Here is a 15510-nt window from a genome sequence, read left to right as displayed (position 1 = left end):
GTCGTTAGTGGCTATCATTAGCCACCTAACGACACCCTCTCAAGGTCCCCGGCATGCTGGCAATTTTCCTCGAAACCCTGAACATCACCGCACCGGTGTTTGCCATGCTGTTCCTGGGGACATTGCTCAAGCGTATCTACTGGATCAACGACAACTTCATCCACATCGCCTCGTCGCTGGTGTTCAACGTCACCATGCCGGCGTTGTTGTTTCTCGGCATCCTGCACGCCGACCTGCACGCGGCGTTGCAACCCGACCTGTTGATCTATTTCTCGATTGCCACCCTGGTGAGTTTTGCGATGGCCTGGGGCTGGGCGATCTGGCGTTGCCCGCGGGAAGATCGCGGCATCTACACCCAGGGCGCGTTTCGCGGCAACAACGGTGTGATCGGCCTCGCACTGGCCGCGAGCATGTACGGCGACTACGGGATTTCCCTGGGGGCGATTCTCGCGGCGCTGGTGATCCTGTTCTACAACACCTTGTCGACCATCGTGCTGGCGGTCTACAGCCCGGTGATCAAGTCCGATCCGTGGAGCATCTGCAAAAGCGTGATCAGCAATCCGCTGATCATCAGCGTGATCGTTGCCGCGCCGTTCGCCTATTGGCAGATCGGCCTGCCGAACTGGTTCGAGACTTCGGCGAAGTATCTGTCACAAATGACCTTGCCCCTGGCGCTGATCTGCATTGGCGGCACGCTGTCGCTGGCGGCCTTGCGCAAGAGCGGCAAGATGGCCCTGAGCTCCAGCCTGGTGAAGATGGTCGGTTTGCCGCTGGTGACCACATTGGGCGCGTGGCTGTGGGGCTTTCGCGGGGCGGAGCTGGGGATCCTGTTCCTGTACTTCGGCAGCCCTACCGCCGCCGCCAGCTATGTCATGGCCCGGGCAGCCGATGGCAACCATGAGCTGGCGGCGGCGATCATCGTCATCACCACGCTGATGGCGGCGATTACCACCAACCTGGGGATCTTTGTGTTGCAGTGGGGTGGGTGGATCTAGCTTCAGGTTTGCAGCGCTCTTTCGATCCATTCGCGAGCAAGCCCGCTCCCACATTCGATCGCATTTCCATGGAAGAACGCAGTCAATGTGGGAGCGGGCTTGCTCGCGAAGAGGCCTGGCCTGTCACCGCAAGGCTTGGGCCTTCACTCAGGTTTCTGGTAGCTATCGATCACTTCCTGTGCCGCACGAAACGCATCGATCGCCGCCGGCACGCCGGCATACACCGCGCAATGCAGCAGCGCCTCGCGAATTTCTTCCACCGTGCAACCATTGTTCAACGCGCCGCGCACGTGGCCTTTGAGTTCCTGCGGGCACTTGAGCGCGGTAAGGGCGGCGAGGGTGATCAGGCTGCGGGTCTTCAGTGGCAGGCCTTCGCGGCTCCAGACGCTGCCCCAGGCGTGTTCGTTGACGAAATCCTGCAGCGGCCGGGTGAATTCGGTGGCGTTGCCCAGGGCGCGGTCGACGAACGCGTCGCCCATCACCTGGCGCCGCATGTCGAGGCCGGTCTTTGGAGTGTCGGTCATGGCAAATCCCTCTTGTGGTGTTGGCGGCGCCAGGCGTGCACCGAGGTGAACAGCAAAAACGCGAGCAGGGTCGGCAGCACGTAGAACAACATCAAGCGTTCAAGCTGGCCGGCCAGCGGCATGCCCGTGGTGAACGACACCACGTGCAGCCCGTAGACCGCGTACAAGCCCAGCAACAGCAAGCCTTCGGCGCGGGTGACGCGGTAGCCGGAATAGAACACCGGCAGGCACAGCACCGCGACGCCGAGCATTACCGGCAGGTCGAAATCCAGGGCGTTGGGCGAGACCGAGAGCGGCGAGGGCGCGGCGAGGGCGGTTATACCCAGCACGCCCAGCAAGTTGAACAGGTTGCTGCCGATCACGTTGCCCACCGCGATGTCCCGTTGGCCACGCAGGGCGGCGATCAGCGAAGTGGCGAGCTCCGGCAGCGACGTGCTGACGGCGACGATGGTCAGGCCGATGATGCGCTCCGACAAACCCAGGTCCGTGGCCACTTCCACCGCAGCGCCCAGCAACAGGTGCCCGGCGAACACCAGCATCGCCAGGCCCGACACGATCATCACCAGACTCTTGGGCCAGGATGTATGGGCCACCTCGCCACCCAGCGGGTGCGGTCGAGCGGAGTGTCGTGACTGGCGCAGCAACAAGCCCAGGTACACCGCCAGGGCCGCCAGCAGCAAGACGCCGTCGAGTCGGGTCAGTTCCTCATTCCAGGCCAGCACGAACACCAGCAGGCTGGCGCCGATCATCAGCGGGATGTCGAGGCGCACCAGTTGGCGCGAGACGCGCAGCGGGATGATCAGCGCCGACAGCCCGAGGGTGACGAGGATATTGAAGATGCTGCTGCCAATCACACTGCCCACGGCGATGTCGGCGTTCTGCGCCAGGGTCGCCTGCAGGCTGACGGCCATTTGCGGCGCGCTGCTGCCGAAGGCGACGACGGTCAGGCCGATGATCAAAGGTCGCACCAGCAAGCGTGCCGCCAGGCCGACGGCGGCGCGCACCAGCAGTTCGGCGCCGGCGATCAGCAACAGCAGCGCGCCGAACAGTTCGAGCAGGCTGAGCAGCGGTAGGGCGTTGATCAGGGAAATGGCCGGGCTCCGTCTATCAATCGTCGAGGGCTTGCACGCGTACCCGCGCGGTGCCAGCGCGCAACATGCCCAATTGTTCGGCAGCGGCGCGCGATACGTCGATCAGGCGACCGCGTGTATACGGCCCACGATCATTGATGCGGACCACGACGCTCTTGTCGTTGCCAAGGTTGGTGATTTTCACCCGAGTGCCGAATGGCAACTGGCGATGTGCGGCGGTCAGGCCGTGCTGGTCGAAACGCTCGCCGCTGGCGGTGCGCTTGCCGTGGTGCCTGGAGCCGTAATAGGAGGCGACGCCGGTCTGGTCGTAGCCGTGTGGATCGACCGTTCCACTCTGGCTGGCACAGCCGGCCAGCAGGGACAGCAGGGCGCAGGCGCCGAGGAGACGCTTCATCTGAGAGGTTCCAAATACAAATGTGGGAGCGAGCTTGCTCGCGATGGGGCCATCACATTCAACATCTAGGTTGACTGTCATACCGCTATCGCGAGCAAGCTCGCTCCCACAGGGGGGTGAGCCAGATTTGAGGACTGGCTCCATGGCCATCAGCCTTCGAGCTTGCTTTTCAGCAATTCGTTGACCTGTTGCGGGTTGGCCTTGCCCTTGGAGGCTTTCATGGCCTGGCCGACGAAGAAGCCGAACATCTTGCCGCGCTTGGCTTCGTCTGCCGCACGGTACTGTTCGACCTGCTCGGCGTTGGCCGCGAGCATTTCATCGAGCACCGCGCTGATCGCACCGGTGTCGGTGACCTGCTTCAAGCCGCGCTTCTCGATGATCTCGTCGGCGCTACCTTCGCCATTGGCCATGGCTTCGAAGACCATCTTGGCGATCTTGCCGGAAATGGTGTTGTCCTTGATCCGCACCAGCATGCCGCCCAGTTGCTCGGCCGAGACCGGCGACTCGTCGATTTCCAGGCCCTGCTTGTTCAACAGGCTGCCCAACTCGACCATCACCCAGTTGGCCGCCAGCTTGGCGTCGCCGCCGATGCTCACGACTTTCTCGAAGTAATCGGCCTGTTCGCGGCTGGTGGCCAGGACGTTGGCGTCATAGCTCGACAGCCCGAACTGCGCCTGGAAGCGCTCGCGTTTCTGCGGCGGCAGTTCCGGCAGGGTGGCGCGCACGTCATCGAGGAACGAGTTCTCGATGACCACCGGCAGCAGGTCCGGATCGGGGAAGTAACGGTAGTCGTTGGCTTCTTCCTTGCTGCGCATCGGACGGGTCTCGTCCTTGTTCGGGTCGTACAGACGGGTCTGCTGGATGACCTTGCCGCCGTCCTCGATCAGTTCGATCTGGCGCTGGATCTCGCTGTTGATCGCCTTCTCGATGAAGCGGAACGAGTTGACGTTCTTGATCTCGCAGCGTGTGCCGAACTCGACCTGGCCCTTGGGCCGGATCGACACGTTGCAGTCGCAGCGCAGCGAGCCTTCGGCCATGTTGCCGTCGCAGATGCCCAGGTAGCGCACCAGCGCATGGATCGCCTTGACGTAGGCCACGGCTTCCTTGGCGCTGCGCATGTCCGGCTCGGAGACGATTTCCAGCAGCGGGGTGCCGGCACGGTTCAGGTCGATGCCGGTGGCACCGTTGAATTCCTCATGCAGGCTCTTGCCGGCGTCTTCTTCCAGGTGCGCACGGGTGATGCCAACGCGCTTGACCGTGCCGTCTTCCAGGGCGATGTCCAAGTGGCCCTTGCCGACGATCGGCAGTTCCATCTGGCTGATCTGGTAGCCCTTGGGCAGGTCCGGGTAAAAGTAGTTCTTGCGGGCGAACACGTTGTGCTGGCCGATCTCGGCATCAATCGCCAGGCCGAACATCACCGCCATGCGCACCGCTTCGGCGTTGAGCACCGGCAGCACGCCGGGCATGCCCAGGTCCACCAGGCTGGCCTGGGTGTTGGGCTCGGAACCGAATGTGGTCGAGCTACCGGAAAAGATTTTCGACCGGGTGGTGAGCTGGGTATGAATCTCCAGCCCGATCACGACTTCCCATTGCATGTGTTTCTCCTCAGAAGCCGGTTGGGGTGCGGGTGTGCCAGTCGGTATTGAGCTGGTACTGGTGCGCCACGTTGAGCAGGCGGCCTTCCTGGAAATACGGCGCGAGCAACTGCACGCCCACCGGCAGGCCATCGACAAAACCGGCCGGCATGGACAGGCCCGGCAAGCCGGCGAGGTTGGCGGTGATGGTGTAGACGTCTTCCAGGTACTCGGCGACCGGGTCGCTGTTCTTGGCGCCGAGCTTCCAGGCCGGGTTCGGCGTGGTCGGGCCGAGGATGATGTCGACCTCGTTGAAGGCGGCCATGAAGTCGTTCTTCACCAGGCGGCGGATCTTCTGCGCCTTGAGGTAGTAGGCATCGTAGTAGCCGGCGGACAGCGCGTAGGCGCCGACCATGATCCGGCGCTGCACTTCGGCACCGAAGCCTTCGCCACGGGAGCGCTTGTACAGGTCGACCAGGTTTTCCGGGTTTTCGCAGCGATAGCCGAAGCGCACGCCGTCGAAGCGCGACAGGTTCGAAGACGCTTCCGCCGGGGCGATCACGTAGTACGCCGGAATCGCGTGCTGCATGTTCGGCAGGCTGATTTCCTTGATGACCGCGCCGAGCTTCTCCAGCGCCTTGACGCTGTTGTGGACCAGCTCGGCGATGCGCGGGTCGAGGCCGGCGCTGAAATACTCCTTCGGCACACCGATGCGCAGGCCTTGCAGCGAACCGTTGAGGCTGGCGCTGTAGTCCGGAACCGGTTCATCGATGCTGGTGGAGTCGTTCGGGTCGAAGCCGGCCATGCCTTGCAGCAGGATTGCGCAGTCTTCGGCGGTACGGGCCAAGGGGCCGCCCTGGTCGAGGCTGGAGGCGTAGGCGATCATGCCCCAGCGCGAGACGCGGCCGTAGGTGGGCTTCAGGCCGGTGAGGTTGGTGAACGCCGCCGGCTGGCGAATCGAGCCGCCGGTGTCGGTGGCGGTGGCGGCCGGCAACAGGCGCGCGGCCACGGCGGCGGCGGAACCACCGGACGAGCCACCCGGCACGTGTTCCAGGTTCCACGGGTTCTTCACCGGGCCGTAGTGGCTCGACTCGTTGGCCGAACCCATGGCGAATTCGTCCATGTTGGTCTTGCCCAGGGTCACGGTGCCGGCAGCGGCCAGCTTGGCGACCACGGTGGCGTCGTACGGGGCCTTGAAGTTGTCGAGCATCTTCGAGCCGCAGCTGGTGCGGATGCCCTGGGTGCAGAACAGGTCCTTGTGGGCAATCGGCGCGCCGAGCAGGGCGCCGCTCTCACCATTGGCGCGACGGGCGTCGGCGGCCTTGGCCTGGCTCAAGGCCAGTTCCTCGGTGAGGCTGATGAAGCTGTTGAGCTGCGGGTCGAGCTGGGCGATGCGCGCCAGCAGGGCCTTGGTCAGCTCTTCGGAGGAAAACTTTTTGTCGGCGAGTCCGCGGGCGATCTCGGCCAGTGTCATGTGATGCATGAGAGGCTCTTTCCCTTTAGTCGATGACTTTCGGAACCAGGTACAGGCCGTTTTCGACCGCTGGCGCGATGGACTGGTAGGCCTCGCGGTGATTGGACTCGGTCACGACGTCGGCGCGCAGGCGCTGGCTGGCTTCCAGTGGGTGGGCCAGCGGCTCGATACCGTCGGTATCGACCGCCTGCATCTCGTCGACCAGCCCGAGAATGCTGTTCAGGGCAGAAGTGATGTGTGGAAGATCGGCTTCATTGAGGCCCAGACAGGCCAGATGAGCGATTTTTTCCACGTCGGAGCGTTCAAGCGCCATGGGATTCTCCAGTGGAAAACAAAACGGACGCAGTCCGTCCGTGTGTTAGATTGTCGGAACACTACCGCATTTCTACGGCCCTACGGCCGCGATCTCGGTGTTTGGTGCACAGAAAAGCGGCCAATTTAACATATTGGCGCCTTGCCCAAAATCCCTGTCGTTGTTAGAGTTTGCCGCACTTTTTTACCCACGCGTTGCCTAGGGTCCCTTTCCCATGTTCAAGAAACTGCGTGGCATGTTTTCCAGCGATCTTTCCATCGACCTGGGCACTGCCAACACCCTTATTTACGTGCGCGAGCGCGGTATCGTCCTGAATGAACCCTCGGTCGTGGCCATCCGCACCCACGGTAACCAGAAAAGTGTCGTGGCTGTCGGTACGGAAGCCAAGCGCATGCTGGGCCGTACACCGGGCAACATTGCAGCCATTCGCCCCATGAAAGACGGCGTGATCGCCGACTTCAGCGTCTGCGAAAAGATGCTGCAGTACTTCATCAACAAGGTTCACGAGAACAGCTTCCTGCAGCCCAGCCCTCGCGTGCTGATCTGCGTGCCTTGCAAATCCACCCAGGTGGAGCGTCGCGCCATCCGTGAATCGGCCCTCGGTGCCGGTGCCCGCGAAGTGTTCCTGATCGAAGAGCCAATGGCTGCGGCCATCGGTGCCGGCCTGCCGGTGGAAGAAGCCCGCGGTTCGATGGTTGTCGACATCGGTGGCGGTACCACTGAAATCGCGTTGATCTCCCTCAACGGTGTGGTCTACGCCGAGTCCGTGCGTGTGGGCGGCGACCGTTTCGACGAAGCGATCATCACCTACGTGCGTCGCAACTACGGCAGCCTGATTGGCGAATCCACCGCCGAGCGTATCAAGCAGGAAATCGGCACGGCCTACCCGGGCGGCGAAGTGCGCGAAGTCGACGTTCGCGGTCGCAACCTGGCTGAAGGCGTTCCACGCGCGTTCACCCTCAACTCCAACGAAGTGCTCGAAGCGCTGCAAGAGTCGCTGGCGACCATCGTCCAGGCGGTCAAGAGCGCCTTGGAGCAGTCGCCGCCGGAGCTGGCCTCGGACATCGCCGAGCGCGGCCTGGTGCTGACCGGTGGTGGCGCGCTGCTGCGTGACCTCGACAAGCTGCTGGCCCAGGAAACCGGCCTGCCGGTGATCGTTGCCGAAGACCCGCTGACGTGCGTTGCCCGTGGCGGTGGCCGTGCTTTGGAAATGATGGACAAGCACACCATGGACCTGCTCTCCAGCGAATAAGCGCGGCTGGATGGTCTATGTTGTTCGCTCCCGGGCAGCACTTTGCAGTGCTGCCCGTTGGCGTTTATCTTCTGTCATTCGTATCCAGGCCGGTTTGATGCCGTATGAATAAAGAAAACATTTGCCTGGGAGGAGCGGCCTATTAAACCGCTTTTTGCCAAAGGCCCCTCATTGGGTGTGCGCCTGCTGGTGTTGGCCGTGCTATCGGTTGCGCTGATGGTGGTGGATGCCCGTTTCACGCTGCTCAAGCCAGTGCGCAGCCAGATGTCGCTGGTGTTGATGGAGTCCTACTGGATCACCGACCTGCCGCAACGGTTGTGGCAGGGTGTGGCCAGTCAATTTGGCAGCCGGACCGAACTGGTCGCCGAAAACGAAAAACTCAAGACCGAAAACCTGCTGTTGCAGGGGCGCATGCAGAAGCTGGCGGCCCTCACCGAGCAGAACGTTCGGCTGCGCGAATTGCTCAACTCCTCCGCGCTGGTCAACGAGAAGGTCGAAGTGGCCGAGTTGATCGGCATGGACCCCAACCCGTTCACCCACCGCATCATCATCAACAAGGGCGAGCGCGACGGCGTGGTCCTCGGCCAGCCGGTCCTCGATGCCCGTGGCCTGATGGGGCAGGTGGTTGAGTTGATGCCCTATACCTCTCGTGTCCTGCTGTTGACCGACACCACCCACAGCATTCCCGTGCAGGTCAATCGCAACGGCTTGCGGGCGATTGCCAGCGGTACCGGCAACCCGGAACGCCTGGAGCTGCGGCATGTGGCCGACACCGCCGACATCAAGGAAGGCGACCTGCTGGTCAGCTCCGGCCTCGGCCAGCGATTCCCTGCCGGTTATCCGGTGGCGACGGTCAAGGAAGTGATCCACGATTCCGGCCAGCCGTTTGCCATCGTGCGCGCGGTGCCGACCGCCGCGCTGAATCGCAGCCGTTACCTGCTGCTGGTGTTCAGCGACAACCGCACGCCTGAAGAACGAGCCAATGATGCTGCCGTGGCCCAGGAAGCCCAGGATCGGCAGGGCGGCGATTTGGCCACCCCGACGTCACCCGCCCCTGCACCTGTCCCGGCTACCGTGCCCAAGCCTCAGGTGACAACGCCTGCCGCGACGCCGCCGGCCACCACGCCCGCGGCGGCACCCGCCGCGACACCTGCCAAACCGGCCGCTCACCAGCCGGCTGCCCGCCAGCCGGCGAGTCAACCTGCGAAGCCCGCGACCAAGCCACCGGCCTCGACGCCCGCCGCTACGCCTGCCACCAGGGGAGCACGAGAAGAATGAGCAGTACTCGATCCGGTAACGGCTGGATGGTCTGGCTGACCTTCGCCATCGGCCTGTTGCTCAGCGTTTCACCTCTGCCGCAGTTCATGGAAATCCTGCGCCCGCTGTGGCTGGCCTTGTTGCTGGCCTTCTGGGCCCTGGCCCTGCCGCACAAGGTCGGCATGGTCACGGCCTGGTGCCTGGGGCTGGCCGAAGACGTGCTTTATGGCACGTTGTTGGGCCAGAACGCATTGATCCTGACGCTGATTACCTTCCTGGTGCTGTCGTTGCAGCAGCGCCTGCGGATGTTCCCGATGTGGCAGCAGAGCCTGGTGATCCTGGTGATCTTTGGCCTGGCGCAGCTGGTGCAACTGTGGCTCAGTGCGCTGACCGGCAATCGCCAGCCGACCCTGGCCCTGGTCTTGCCGGCCCTGGTCAGCGCCTTGCTCTGGCCATGGATAAGCTTCGGTTTACGCGGCTTGCGCCTGCGTTTCAAAATCAACTGATTCGGTCAGGCATTGGCCCGTACCTTGGAAGGGAGATGTCTTGATGAAACCGCTTTACCTCGCCTCAGGCTCGCCGCGACGACGTGAATTGCTCACACAGATCGGCGTGCCCTTTACCGCCATCGGTGCGGATATCGACGAAACTCCCCTGGACCACGAAACCCCATCGGCCTATGTAGAGCGCCTGGCGCGCGGCAAGGCCGAGGCTGGACGACGTGCCCTGGCAACCGACATCGATGGCTGCGTGTTGGGCGCCGATACCGCTGTCGTGCTGGACGGACGAGTTCTCGGCAAGCCCCAGGATCAGGCCGACGCCGTGTCGATGCTCCTGGGCCTGTCCGGTCGCGATCATGAAGTATTGACGGCTATTGCCGTGCTGGATGGACAGCGTTGCGAATCCCGTGTGGTTCGCAGTCGGGTGAGTTTTCGCTCGATCACCGAACAAGAGGCGCTGGCCTATTGGGCCAGCGGCGAACCCCGGGACAAGGCCGGAAGCTATGGTATCCAGGGGTTGGGTGCGGTGTTCGTCGCCGGGCTCGAAGGCAGTTATTCGGCGGTGGTCGGCCTGCCGTTGTGCGAAACCGCGGAACTGCTGGGCCATTTCGGCATACCCTGTTGGCAAAACTTGAGCGCGCGCTGAGCGCTGACTGACTTGATGCGGCCATAATCGTGAATATGCCTGAACGAGACCCTGCCATGAGTGAAGAGATCCTGATCAACATCACGCCGATGGAATCGCGCGTGGCGGTGGTTGAAAACGGTGTCCTGCAAGAGGTCCATGTCGAGCGTACGCAGAAACGTGGCATTGTCGGGAATATCTACAAGGGCAAGGTGGTGCGTGTGCTGCCGGGCATGCAGGCGGCCTTCGTCGACATCGGGCTGGATCGAGCGGCATTCATTCATGCGTCGGAAATTTCCATGCGCGAAGGGCCGGCCGTGGAGAGCATCAGTGCGCTGGTCCATGAGGGGCAGAGCCTCGTCGTGCAAGTCACCAAGGACCCCATCGGCTCCAAGGGCGCGCGTCTGACCACCCAACTGTCGATTCCATCGCGCTACCTCGTGTATATGCCGCGCACGGCCCATGTCGGCATTTCCCTGAAGATCGAGGACGAAGCCGAGCGCGAGCGTCTCAAGAAAGTCGTCAGCGACTGCGTGGAGAAAGAAGGGATCAAGGAGGCGGGCGGCTTCATCCTGCGCACCGCAGCCGAAGGCGCCGGCGCCGATGAGATCCTCATGGATATCCGCTACCTGCGCAGGCTCTGGGACCAGATCGCCGCGCAGATCAAGACCATCGCCACCCCCAGCGTGATCTACGAAGACCTCGGCCTGGCGCTGCGGACCCTGCGCGACTTGGTCAGCCCGAAGATCGAGAAGATTCGCATCGATTCCCGGGAAACCTTCCAGCGAACCACCCAATTCGTCGCCGAACTGATGCCGGAAATTGCCGATCGCCTGGAGCACTACCCAGGCGAACGGCCGATTTTCGACCTCTACGGTGTCGAAGATGAAATCCAGCGTGCACTGGAGCGCAAGGTGCCGCTCAAGTCTGGCGGTTACCTGGTGGTCGATCCGGCCGAGGCGATGAGCACCATCGACGTCAACACCGGTGCTTTTGTCGGTCATCGCAATCTCGAGGAGACCATCTTCAAGACCAATCTTGAAGCGGCGACCGCCATTGCCCGGCAACTGCGCCTGCGTAACCTTGGCGGGATCATCATCATCGATTTCATCGACATGGAAGATGAAGAGCACCAGCGCCAGGTACTGCGCACGTTGGAAAAACAGTTGGAGCGCGATCACGCCAAGACCAACATCATCGGCATCACCGAACTGGGCCTGGTGCAGATGACCCGCAAGCGCACCCGCGAAAGCCTGGAGCAGGTGCTGTGCGAACCGTGCAGCAGTTGCCAGGGGCGGGGCAAGCTCAAGACCCCGGAAACCGTGTGTTACGAAATCTTCCGGGAAATTCTCCGGGAGGCGCGCGCCTACCAGGCCACTGGCTATAGAGTGTTGGCGAACCAGAAAGTGGTGGACCGCCTGCTCGATGAGGAGTCAGGCAACGTGGCGGAGCTGGAGGCTTTTATCGGACGCACGATTCGTTTCCAGGTGGAAACCATGTACTCCCAGGAACAATACGACGTGGTGTTGCTCTGAAGCGGCGTGTGGAGTGGCGAGGCCGCCCATTTGAATGTCTTGGCCAGGGGAGGCTGCTGACATGGAGCGCCTGACACGTCTTTTGGCTACGCTGACGCGCTGGGGGCTGGGCTTGTGTGCACTGTTGCTGGTGCTGCTGGCGTTGTACGTCAGCCTCGGTCGGGAACTGGTCCCGCTGGTGGCCGAATACCGCGGTGAGCTGGAGACCCGGGCCAGCGAAGCCTTGGGCATGCCCGTGCACGTTGGCAGCCTCGACGGGAGCTGGAGCGCCCTGGCGCCTATATTGGCGGCGCGTGACGTCGTGGTTGGCGATGGGGCCAATGCCTTGCACCTGGATCAAGTGCGCGTCGTGCCCGATCTATGGGACAGCCTGCTGACGCGTCAGGTGCGCATCGCTCATCTGGAAGTGAGTGGGCTGAAGATCAGCCTCAAGGAAGGCGCCGACGGCAAGTGGGCCTTGGAAGGCCTGCCAGTGCGGGACGATCAGCCCCTTGATCCGCAGCAGTTGCTGAACCGGATGCAGATCGTCTCGAAGCTGTCGGTGCTCGACAGCCAAGTTACCTTGCAACCTTTGGATCAGCCACCGCTGAGCCTGACCTACGTTGGCCTGAGCCTGCGCACCGGCCCCACGCGCCAACGATTGGATGCCCGCCTGACCCTGCCTGACGGCCAACCCGTGGCGATGAATGTGCGTGCCCGGATCCGAGCCAGCGACTGGAAGAATGGCGAGGCTGATGCCTACCTGAGCCTGCCGCAAAGCGATTGGTCCAAATGGCTGCCGAAACGCCTGACCCAACAATGGAATTTTTCCGAGATCAAGGCCGGTGGTGAGTTCTGGCTCAGTTGGGGGGCGGGCACCGTGCAAAGCGCGGCGGTACGACTGAACGCGCCGCAGTTGCAGGGCGCCTACGCCGACCGCAAACCGGTACAGATCCAGAATCTGGCCCTCAACGGCTACTTTCAACGCGGCAGCGAAGGGTTCAATGCGACGCTCGACACCCTGGCGATGAGCCTGGGCGAGACCCGTTGGGAATCGCGCTTGCAGCTACAACAAAGCGAAGCCACCGATAAGGCCGAGGAGCGCTGGCACCTGGAGGCCGATCGTCTCGACCTGACACCGCTGACGCCGTTGCTCAATGCCTTGGCGCCGTTGCCCGAGGGCCTCGCCACGGCGATCGATCGGCTCAAGGTGACCGGTGGCCTGCGTAACGTGCTGGTGGACTTTCGTCCACAGAACACCGGCGACCAGAAAGTCAGCTTTGCCACCAACCTGGATACGGTGGGCTTTGACGCCTATCACGGTGCTCCGGCGGCGCGCAACGTTTCCGGCAGCCTCAGCGGTGACCTCGGCGGTGGCGAACTGCGCATGGACAGCAAGGATTTCTCCCTGCATCTGGCGCCGATCTTCGCCAAGCCCTGGCAATACCTGCAAGCCAACGCCCGACTGACCTGGAAGCTCGACAAGCAGGGATTTACCCTGATTGCGCCCTACCTGAAGGTGCTGGGGGAGGAAGGCCGGATTGCCGGCGATTTCCTGATTCGTCTGCATTTCGACCACAGCCAGGAAGACTACATGGACCTGCGGGTCGGCCTGGTGGATGGCGACGGACGCTATACCGGCAAGTACCTGCCGGCCGTCCTCAGCCCGGCGCTGGACGAGTGGCTGCGCACGGCAATCGTCAAGGGCGCGGTGGACGAAGGTTTTTTCCAGTACCAGGGTTCGCTGAACAAAGGTGCCGAGGACGCAGCCCGCAGCATCAGCCTGTTTTTCAAGGTGCATGACGCCGAACTGGCCTTCCAGCCGGGCTGGCCTTCCGTCAGCAAGGTCAGCGGCGATGTGTTTGTCGAAGACAGTGGCGTGCGCATTTTTGCCAGCCAGGGGCAACTGCTCGATACCCAGGTGAAAGATGTTTCGGTGAACATTCCCCACGTGCCCACCGGGCAGAGCTCTCATCTGCTGCTGGATGGCGGGTTTGCCGGTGGATTGGGCGATGGGCTGAAGATCCTCCAGACCGCGCCTATCGGTACGGCCGAGACGTTCGCCGGTTGGGAAGGCGACGGTGCGCTGCAAGGCAGCGTGAAGCTCGATATCCCGCTGGTCAAAGGCGAGCAACCGAAAATCCTGGTGGATTTTGCCACTGACAAGGCCCGGCTCAAGCTAAGCGAGCCGGCGCTCGAGTTGACCGAACTCAAGGGTGATTTCCGCTTCGACAGCAGCAAGGGATTGAGCGGCAAGAACATCGCGGCCAGGGCATTCGATCGACCTGTGACTGCACAGATTTTTGCCGAGGGCCGCGCCGGTGCGCTCAATACGCGAGTGACGGCGTCGGGGCGGGTCGAGGTGAAGAAACTCACCGATTGGCTGAGCGTGACCCAGCCATTGCCCGTCTCCGGGGTGGTTCCGTATCAACTGCAAGTGATCCTCGACGGCGCCGACAGCCAGCTGTCGGTCAGCTCCAACCTCAAGGGTGTGGCGGTGGACTTGCCGGCACCCTTCGGGATGGCCGCCGATGTCGGGCGCGACACGGTGTTCCGCATGACGCTGCAGGGGCCGGAGCGGCGTTATTGGGTCAATTACGGCGACCTGGCCAGTTTCACTTATGCCGCGCCGAGTGGGAAGGTCGCCGACGGTCGTGGTGAATTGCTGCTGGGTTCCGGTGATGCAGTATTGCCTGGCGGCAGGGGATTGCGACTGCGTGGCACGCTGTCGGAACTGGACGTGAGCCCCTGGCAGGATCTGCTGGGCAAATACGCAGGCCAGGATCCGGGCGGCAGTGCCCGACAAGTGCTCAGCAGCGCCGACCTGAAAGTGGGCAAGCTCACGGCCATGGGTACGACGCTGGACCAGGCTTCGGTGCAGTTGGACCGCAAACCGGATGCCTGGGCCCTGCGGCTTGACAGCCAGCAGGCCAAGGGCAGCGTCAGCCTGCCGGATGCGAAAGCCGCCCCGATCGGCATCAAGCTGGATTATGTGCGCCTGCCGGCTGTGGACCCGACGGTCCAGGCCGATGAAAACGCCCCGGATCCTCTGGCCACGGTCGATCCCAGCAAAATTCCAGCGATGGATATTGCCATCGACCAGTTGTTCCAAGGCCCTGATCTGATTGGCGCCTGGTCATTGAAGGTGCGCCCTACCGGCAAGGGTATCGCGTTGAACGAGTTGGACATGGGCCTCAAAGGCATGGTGTTGAACGGCAATGGCGCCTGGGAAGGCGTACCCGGTTCCACCAGCAGTTGGTACAAGGGCCGTATCAAGGGCAAGAACCTGGCTGATGTCCTCAAAGGGTGGGGGTTCGCGCCGAGTGTGACCAGCCAGGAATTCCGCCTGGATGTGGACGGTCGTTGGCCCGGCTCGCCCGCCTGGGTTGCCACCAAACGTTTCTCCGGCAGTCTCGATGCGTCATTGAGCAAGGGCCAGTTCGTTGAGGTTGAAGGCAGCGCCCAGGCTTTGCGGGTATTTGGCCTGTTGAACTTCAATTCCATCGGTCGGCGCTTGCGCCTGGATTTTTCCGACCTGTTCGGCAAAGGACTGAGCTACGACCGGGTCAAGGGGCTGCTGGTGGCGAGCGACGGCGTGTACGTCACGCGCGAGCCCATCACCCTGGCGGGGCCGTCGAGTAACCTTGAGCTCAACGGTACGCTGGACATGGTCACCGACCGGGTAGACGCCAAGCTGTTGGTGACCTTGCCGGTGACGAACAACCTGCCGATCGCCGCGCTGATCGTCGGCGCACCGGCGGTGGGCGGGGCGCTGTTTTTGATCGACAAGCTGATCGGTGACCGCGTGGCGCGTTTTGCCAGCGTAAGATATGACGTCAAGGGGCCGTGGAAAGAACCGAAGATCAGCTTCGACAAACCGTTTTGACGAGTTAACGCTAGTCCCTGTGGGAGCGAGCTTGCTCGCGATAGCGGTGGGTCAGCAAAGGAAAATGTGACTGATACACCGCTATCGCGAGCAAGCTCGCTCCCACAGGGG

Annotated in this window: 13 protein-coding genes; 7 read left to right on the top strand and 6 right to left on the bottom strand. The window is 62.7% G+C overall.

Annotated features, from left to right (window positions below):
* The first annotated feature begins 53 nt into the window (after nucleotides 1-53).
* The gene (locus tag Q7C33_RS02970) at nucleotides 54-995 is read left to right on the top strand and encodes an AEC family transporter (RefSeq protein WP_030139836.1); all 942 of its coding nucleotides are present in this window, start codon (nucleotides 54-56) and stop codon (nucleotides 993-995) included.
* Nucleotides 996-1138: 143 nt separating this feature from the next.
* Here Q7C33_RS02970 and Q7C33_RS02965 read toward each other — a convergent pair whose 3' ends face one another.
* The 6 genes from Q7C33_RS02965 to gatC form a co-directional block, all read right to left on the bottom strand.
* Nucleotides 1139-1519, bottom strand: a complete 381-nt coding sequence (locus tag Q7C33_RS02965) for a carboxymuconolactone decarboxylase family protein (RefSeq protein WP_258648895.1) — start codon at nucleotides 1517-1519, stop codon at nucleotides 1139-1141.
* On the bottom strand, nucleotides 1516-2577 hold the full coding sequence (locus Q7C33_RS02960) for a calcium/sodium antiporter (protein WP_407682855.1): 1062 nt from the start codon (nucleotides 2575-2577) through the stop codon (nucleotides 1516-1518). The genes Q7C33_RS02965 and Q7C33_RS02960 overlap by 4 nt, the downstream gene beginning before the upstream one ends.
* Nucleotides 2578-2626: 49 nt before the next feature.
* The gene (locus Q7C33_RS02955) at nucleotides 2627-3004 is read right to left on the bottom strand and encodes a septal ring lytic transglycosylase RlpA family protein (protein WP_217861252.1); all 378 of its coding nucleotides are present in this window, start codon (nucleotides 3002-3004) and stop codon (nucleotides 2627-2629) included.
* A 149-nt stretch (nucleotides 3005-3153) separates the two neighbouring features.
* Nucleotides 3154-4599, bottom strand: a complete 1446-nt coding sequence (gene gatB, locus Q7C33_RS02950; protein ID WP_030139839.1) for an Asp-tRNA(Asn)/Glu-tRNA(Gln) amidotransferase subunit GatB — start codon at nucleotides 4597-4599, stop codon at nucleotides 3154-3156.
* A 10-nt stretch (nucleotides 4600-4609) separates the two neighbouring features.
* Complete coding sequence (gene gatA, locus Q7C33_RS02945; RefSeq protein ID WP_217861253.1) at nucleotides 4610-6061, bottom strand: Asp-tRNA(Asn)/Glu-tRNA(Gln) amidotransferase subunit GatA; 1452 nt, start codon at nucleotides 6059-6061, stop codon at nucleotides 4610-4612.
* 16 nt (nucleotides 6062-6077) lie between these two features.
* A complete protein-coding gene (gene gatC / locus Q7C33_RS02940; protein ID WP_020297123.1) occupies nucleotides 6078-6365 on the bottom strand; it encodes an Asp-tRNA(Asn)/Glu-tRNA(Gln) amidotransferase subunit GatC in 288 nt (95 codons plus the stop codon).
* A gap of 214 nt (nucleotides 6366-6579) precedes the next feature.
* On the opposite strand from gatC, the gene mreB reads away from it, so the two are divergent.
* The 6 genes from mreB (at nucleotide 6580) to Q7C33_RS02910 (ending at nucleotide 15399) form a co-directional block, all read left to right on the top strand.
* The gene (gene mreB, locus Q7C33_RS02935; RefSeq protein ID WP_002555108.1) at nucleotides 6580-7617 is read left to right on the top strand and encodes a rod shape-determining protein MreB; all 1038 of its coding nucleotides are present in this window, start codon (nucleotides 6580-6582) and stop codon (nucleotides 7615-7617) included.
* Nucleotides 7618-7806: 189 nt separating this feature from the next.
* A complete protein-coding gene (mreC, locus tag Q7C33_RS02930; protein ID WP_407682854.1) occupies nucleotides 7807-8895 on the top strand; it encodes a rod shape-determining protein MreC in 1089 nt (362 codons plus the stop codon).
* On the top strand, nucleotides 8892-9380 hold the full coding sequence (gene mreD, locus Q7C33_RS02925) for a rod shape-determining protein MreD (protein WP_030139842.1): 489 nt from the start codon (nucleotides 8892-8894) through the stop codon (nucleotides 9378-9380). Before mreC ends, mreD begins: the two co-directional genes overlap by 4 nt.
* Before the next feature lie 43 nt (nucleotides 9381-9423).
* A complete protein-coding gene (locus tag Q7C33_RS02920) occupies nucleotides 9424-10020 on the top strand; it encodes a Maf family protein (protein WP_407682806.1) in 597 nt (198 codons plus the stop codon).
* 56 nt (nucleotides 10021-10076) lie between these two features.
* Complete coding sequence (gene rng, locus Q7C33_RS02915) at nucleotides 10077-11534, top strand: ribonuclease G (protein WP_030139844.1); 1458 nt, start codon at nucleotides 10077-10079, stop codon at nucleotides 11532-11534.
* A 61-nt stretch (nucleotides 11535-11595) separates the two neighbouring features.
* Nucleotides 11596-15399 (top strand): YhdP family protein, encoded by a 3804-nt coding sequence (locus Q7C33_RS02910; protein WP_407682805.1) that lies wholly within the window; start codon nucleotides 11596-11598, stop codon nucleotides 15397-15399.
* The last annotated feature ends 111 nt before the right edge of the window (nucleotides 15400-15510 follow it).

This window comes from Pseudomonas sp. BP11-1-1 (assembly GCF_052112105.1).
GTDB lineage: Bacteria > Pseudomonadota > Gammaproteobacteria > Pseudomonadales > Pseudomonadaceae > Aquipseudomonas > Aquipseudomonas alvandae.
The sequence above is the reverse complement of the archived record's forward strand: the minus strand, read 5'-3'. Positions and strand labels throughout refer to the sequence as shown.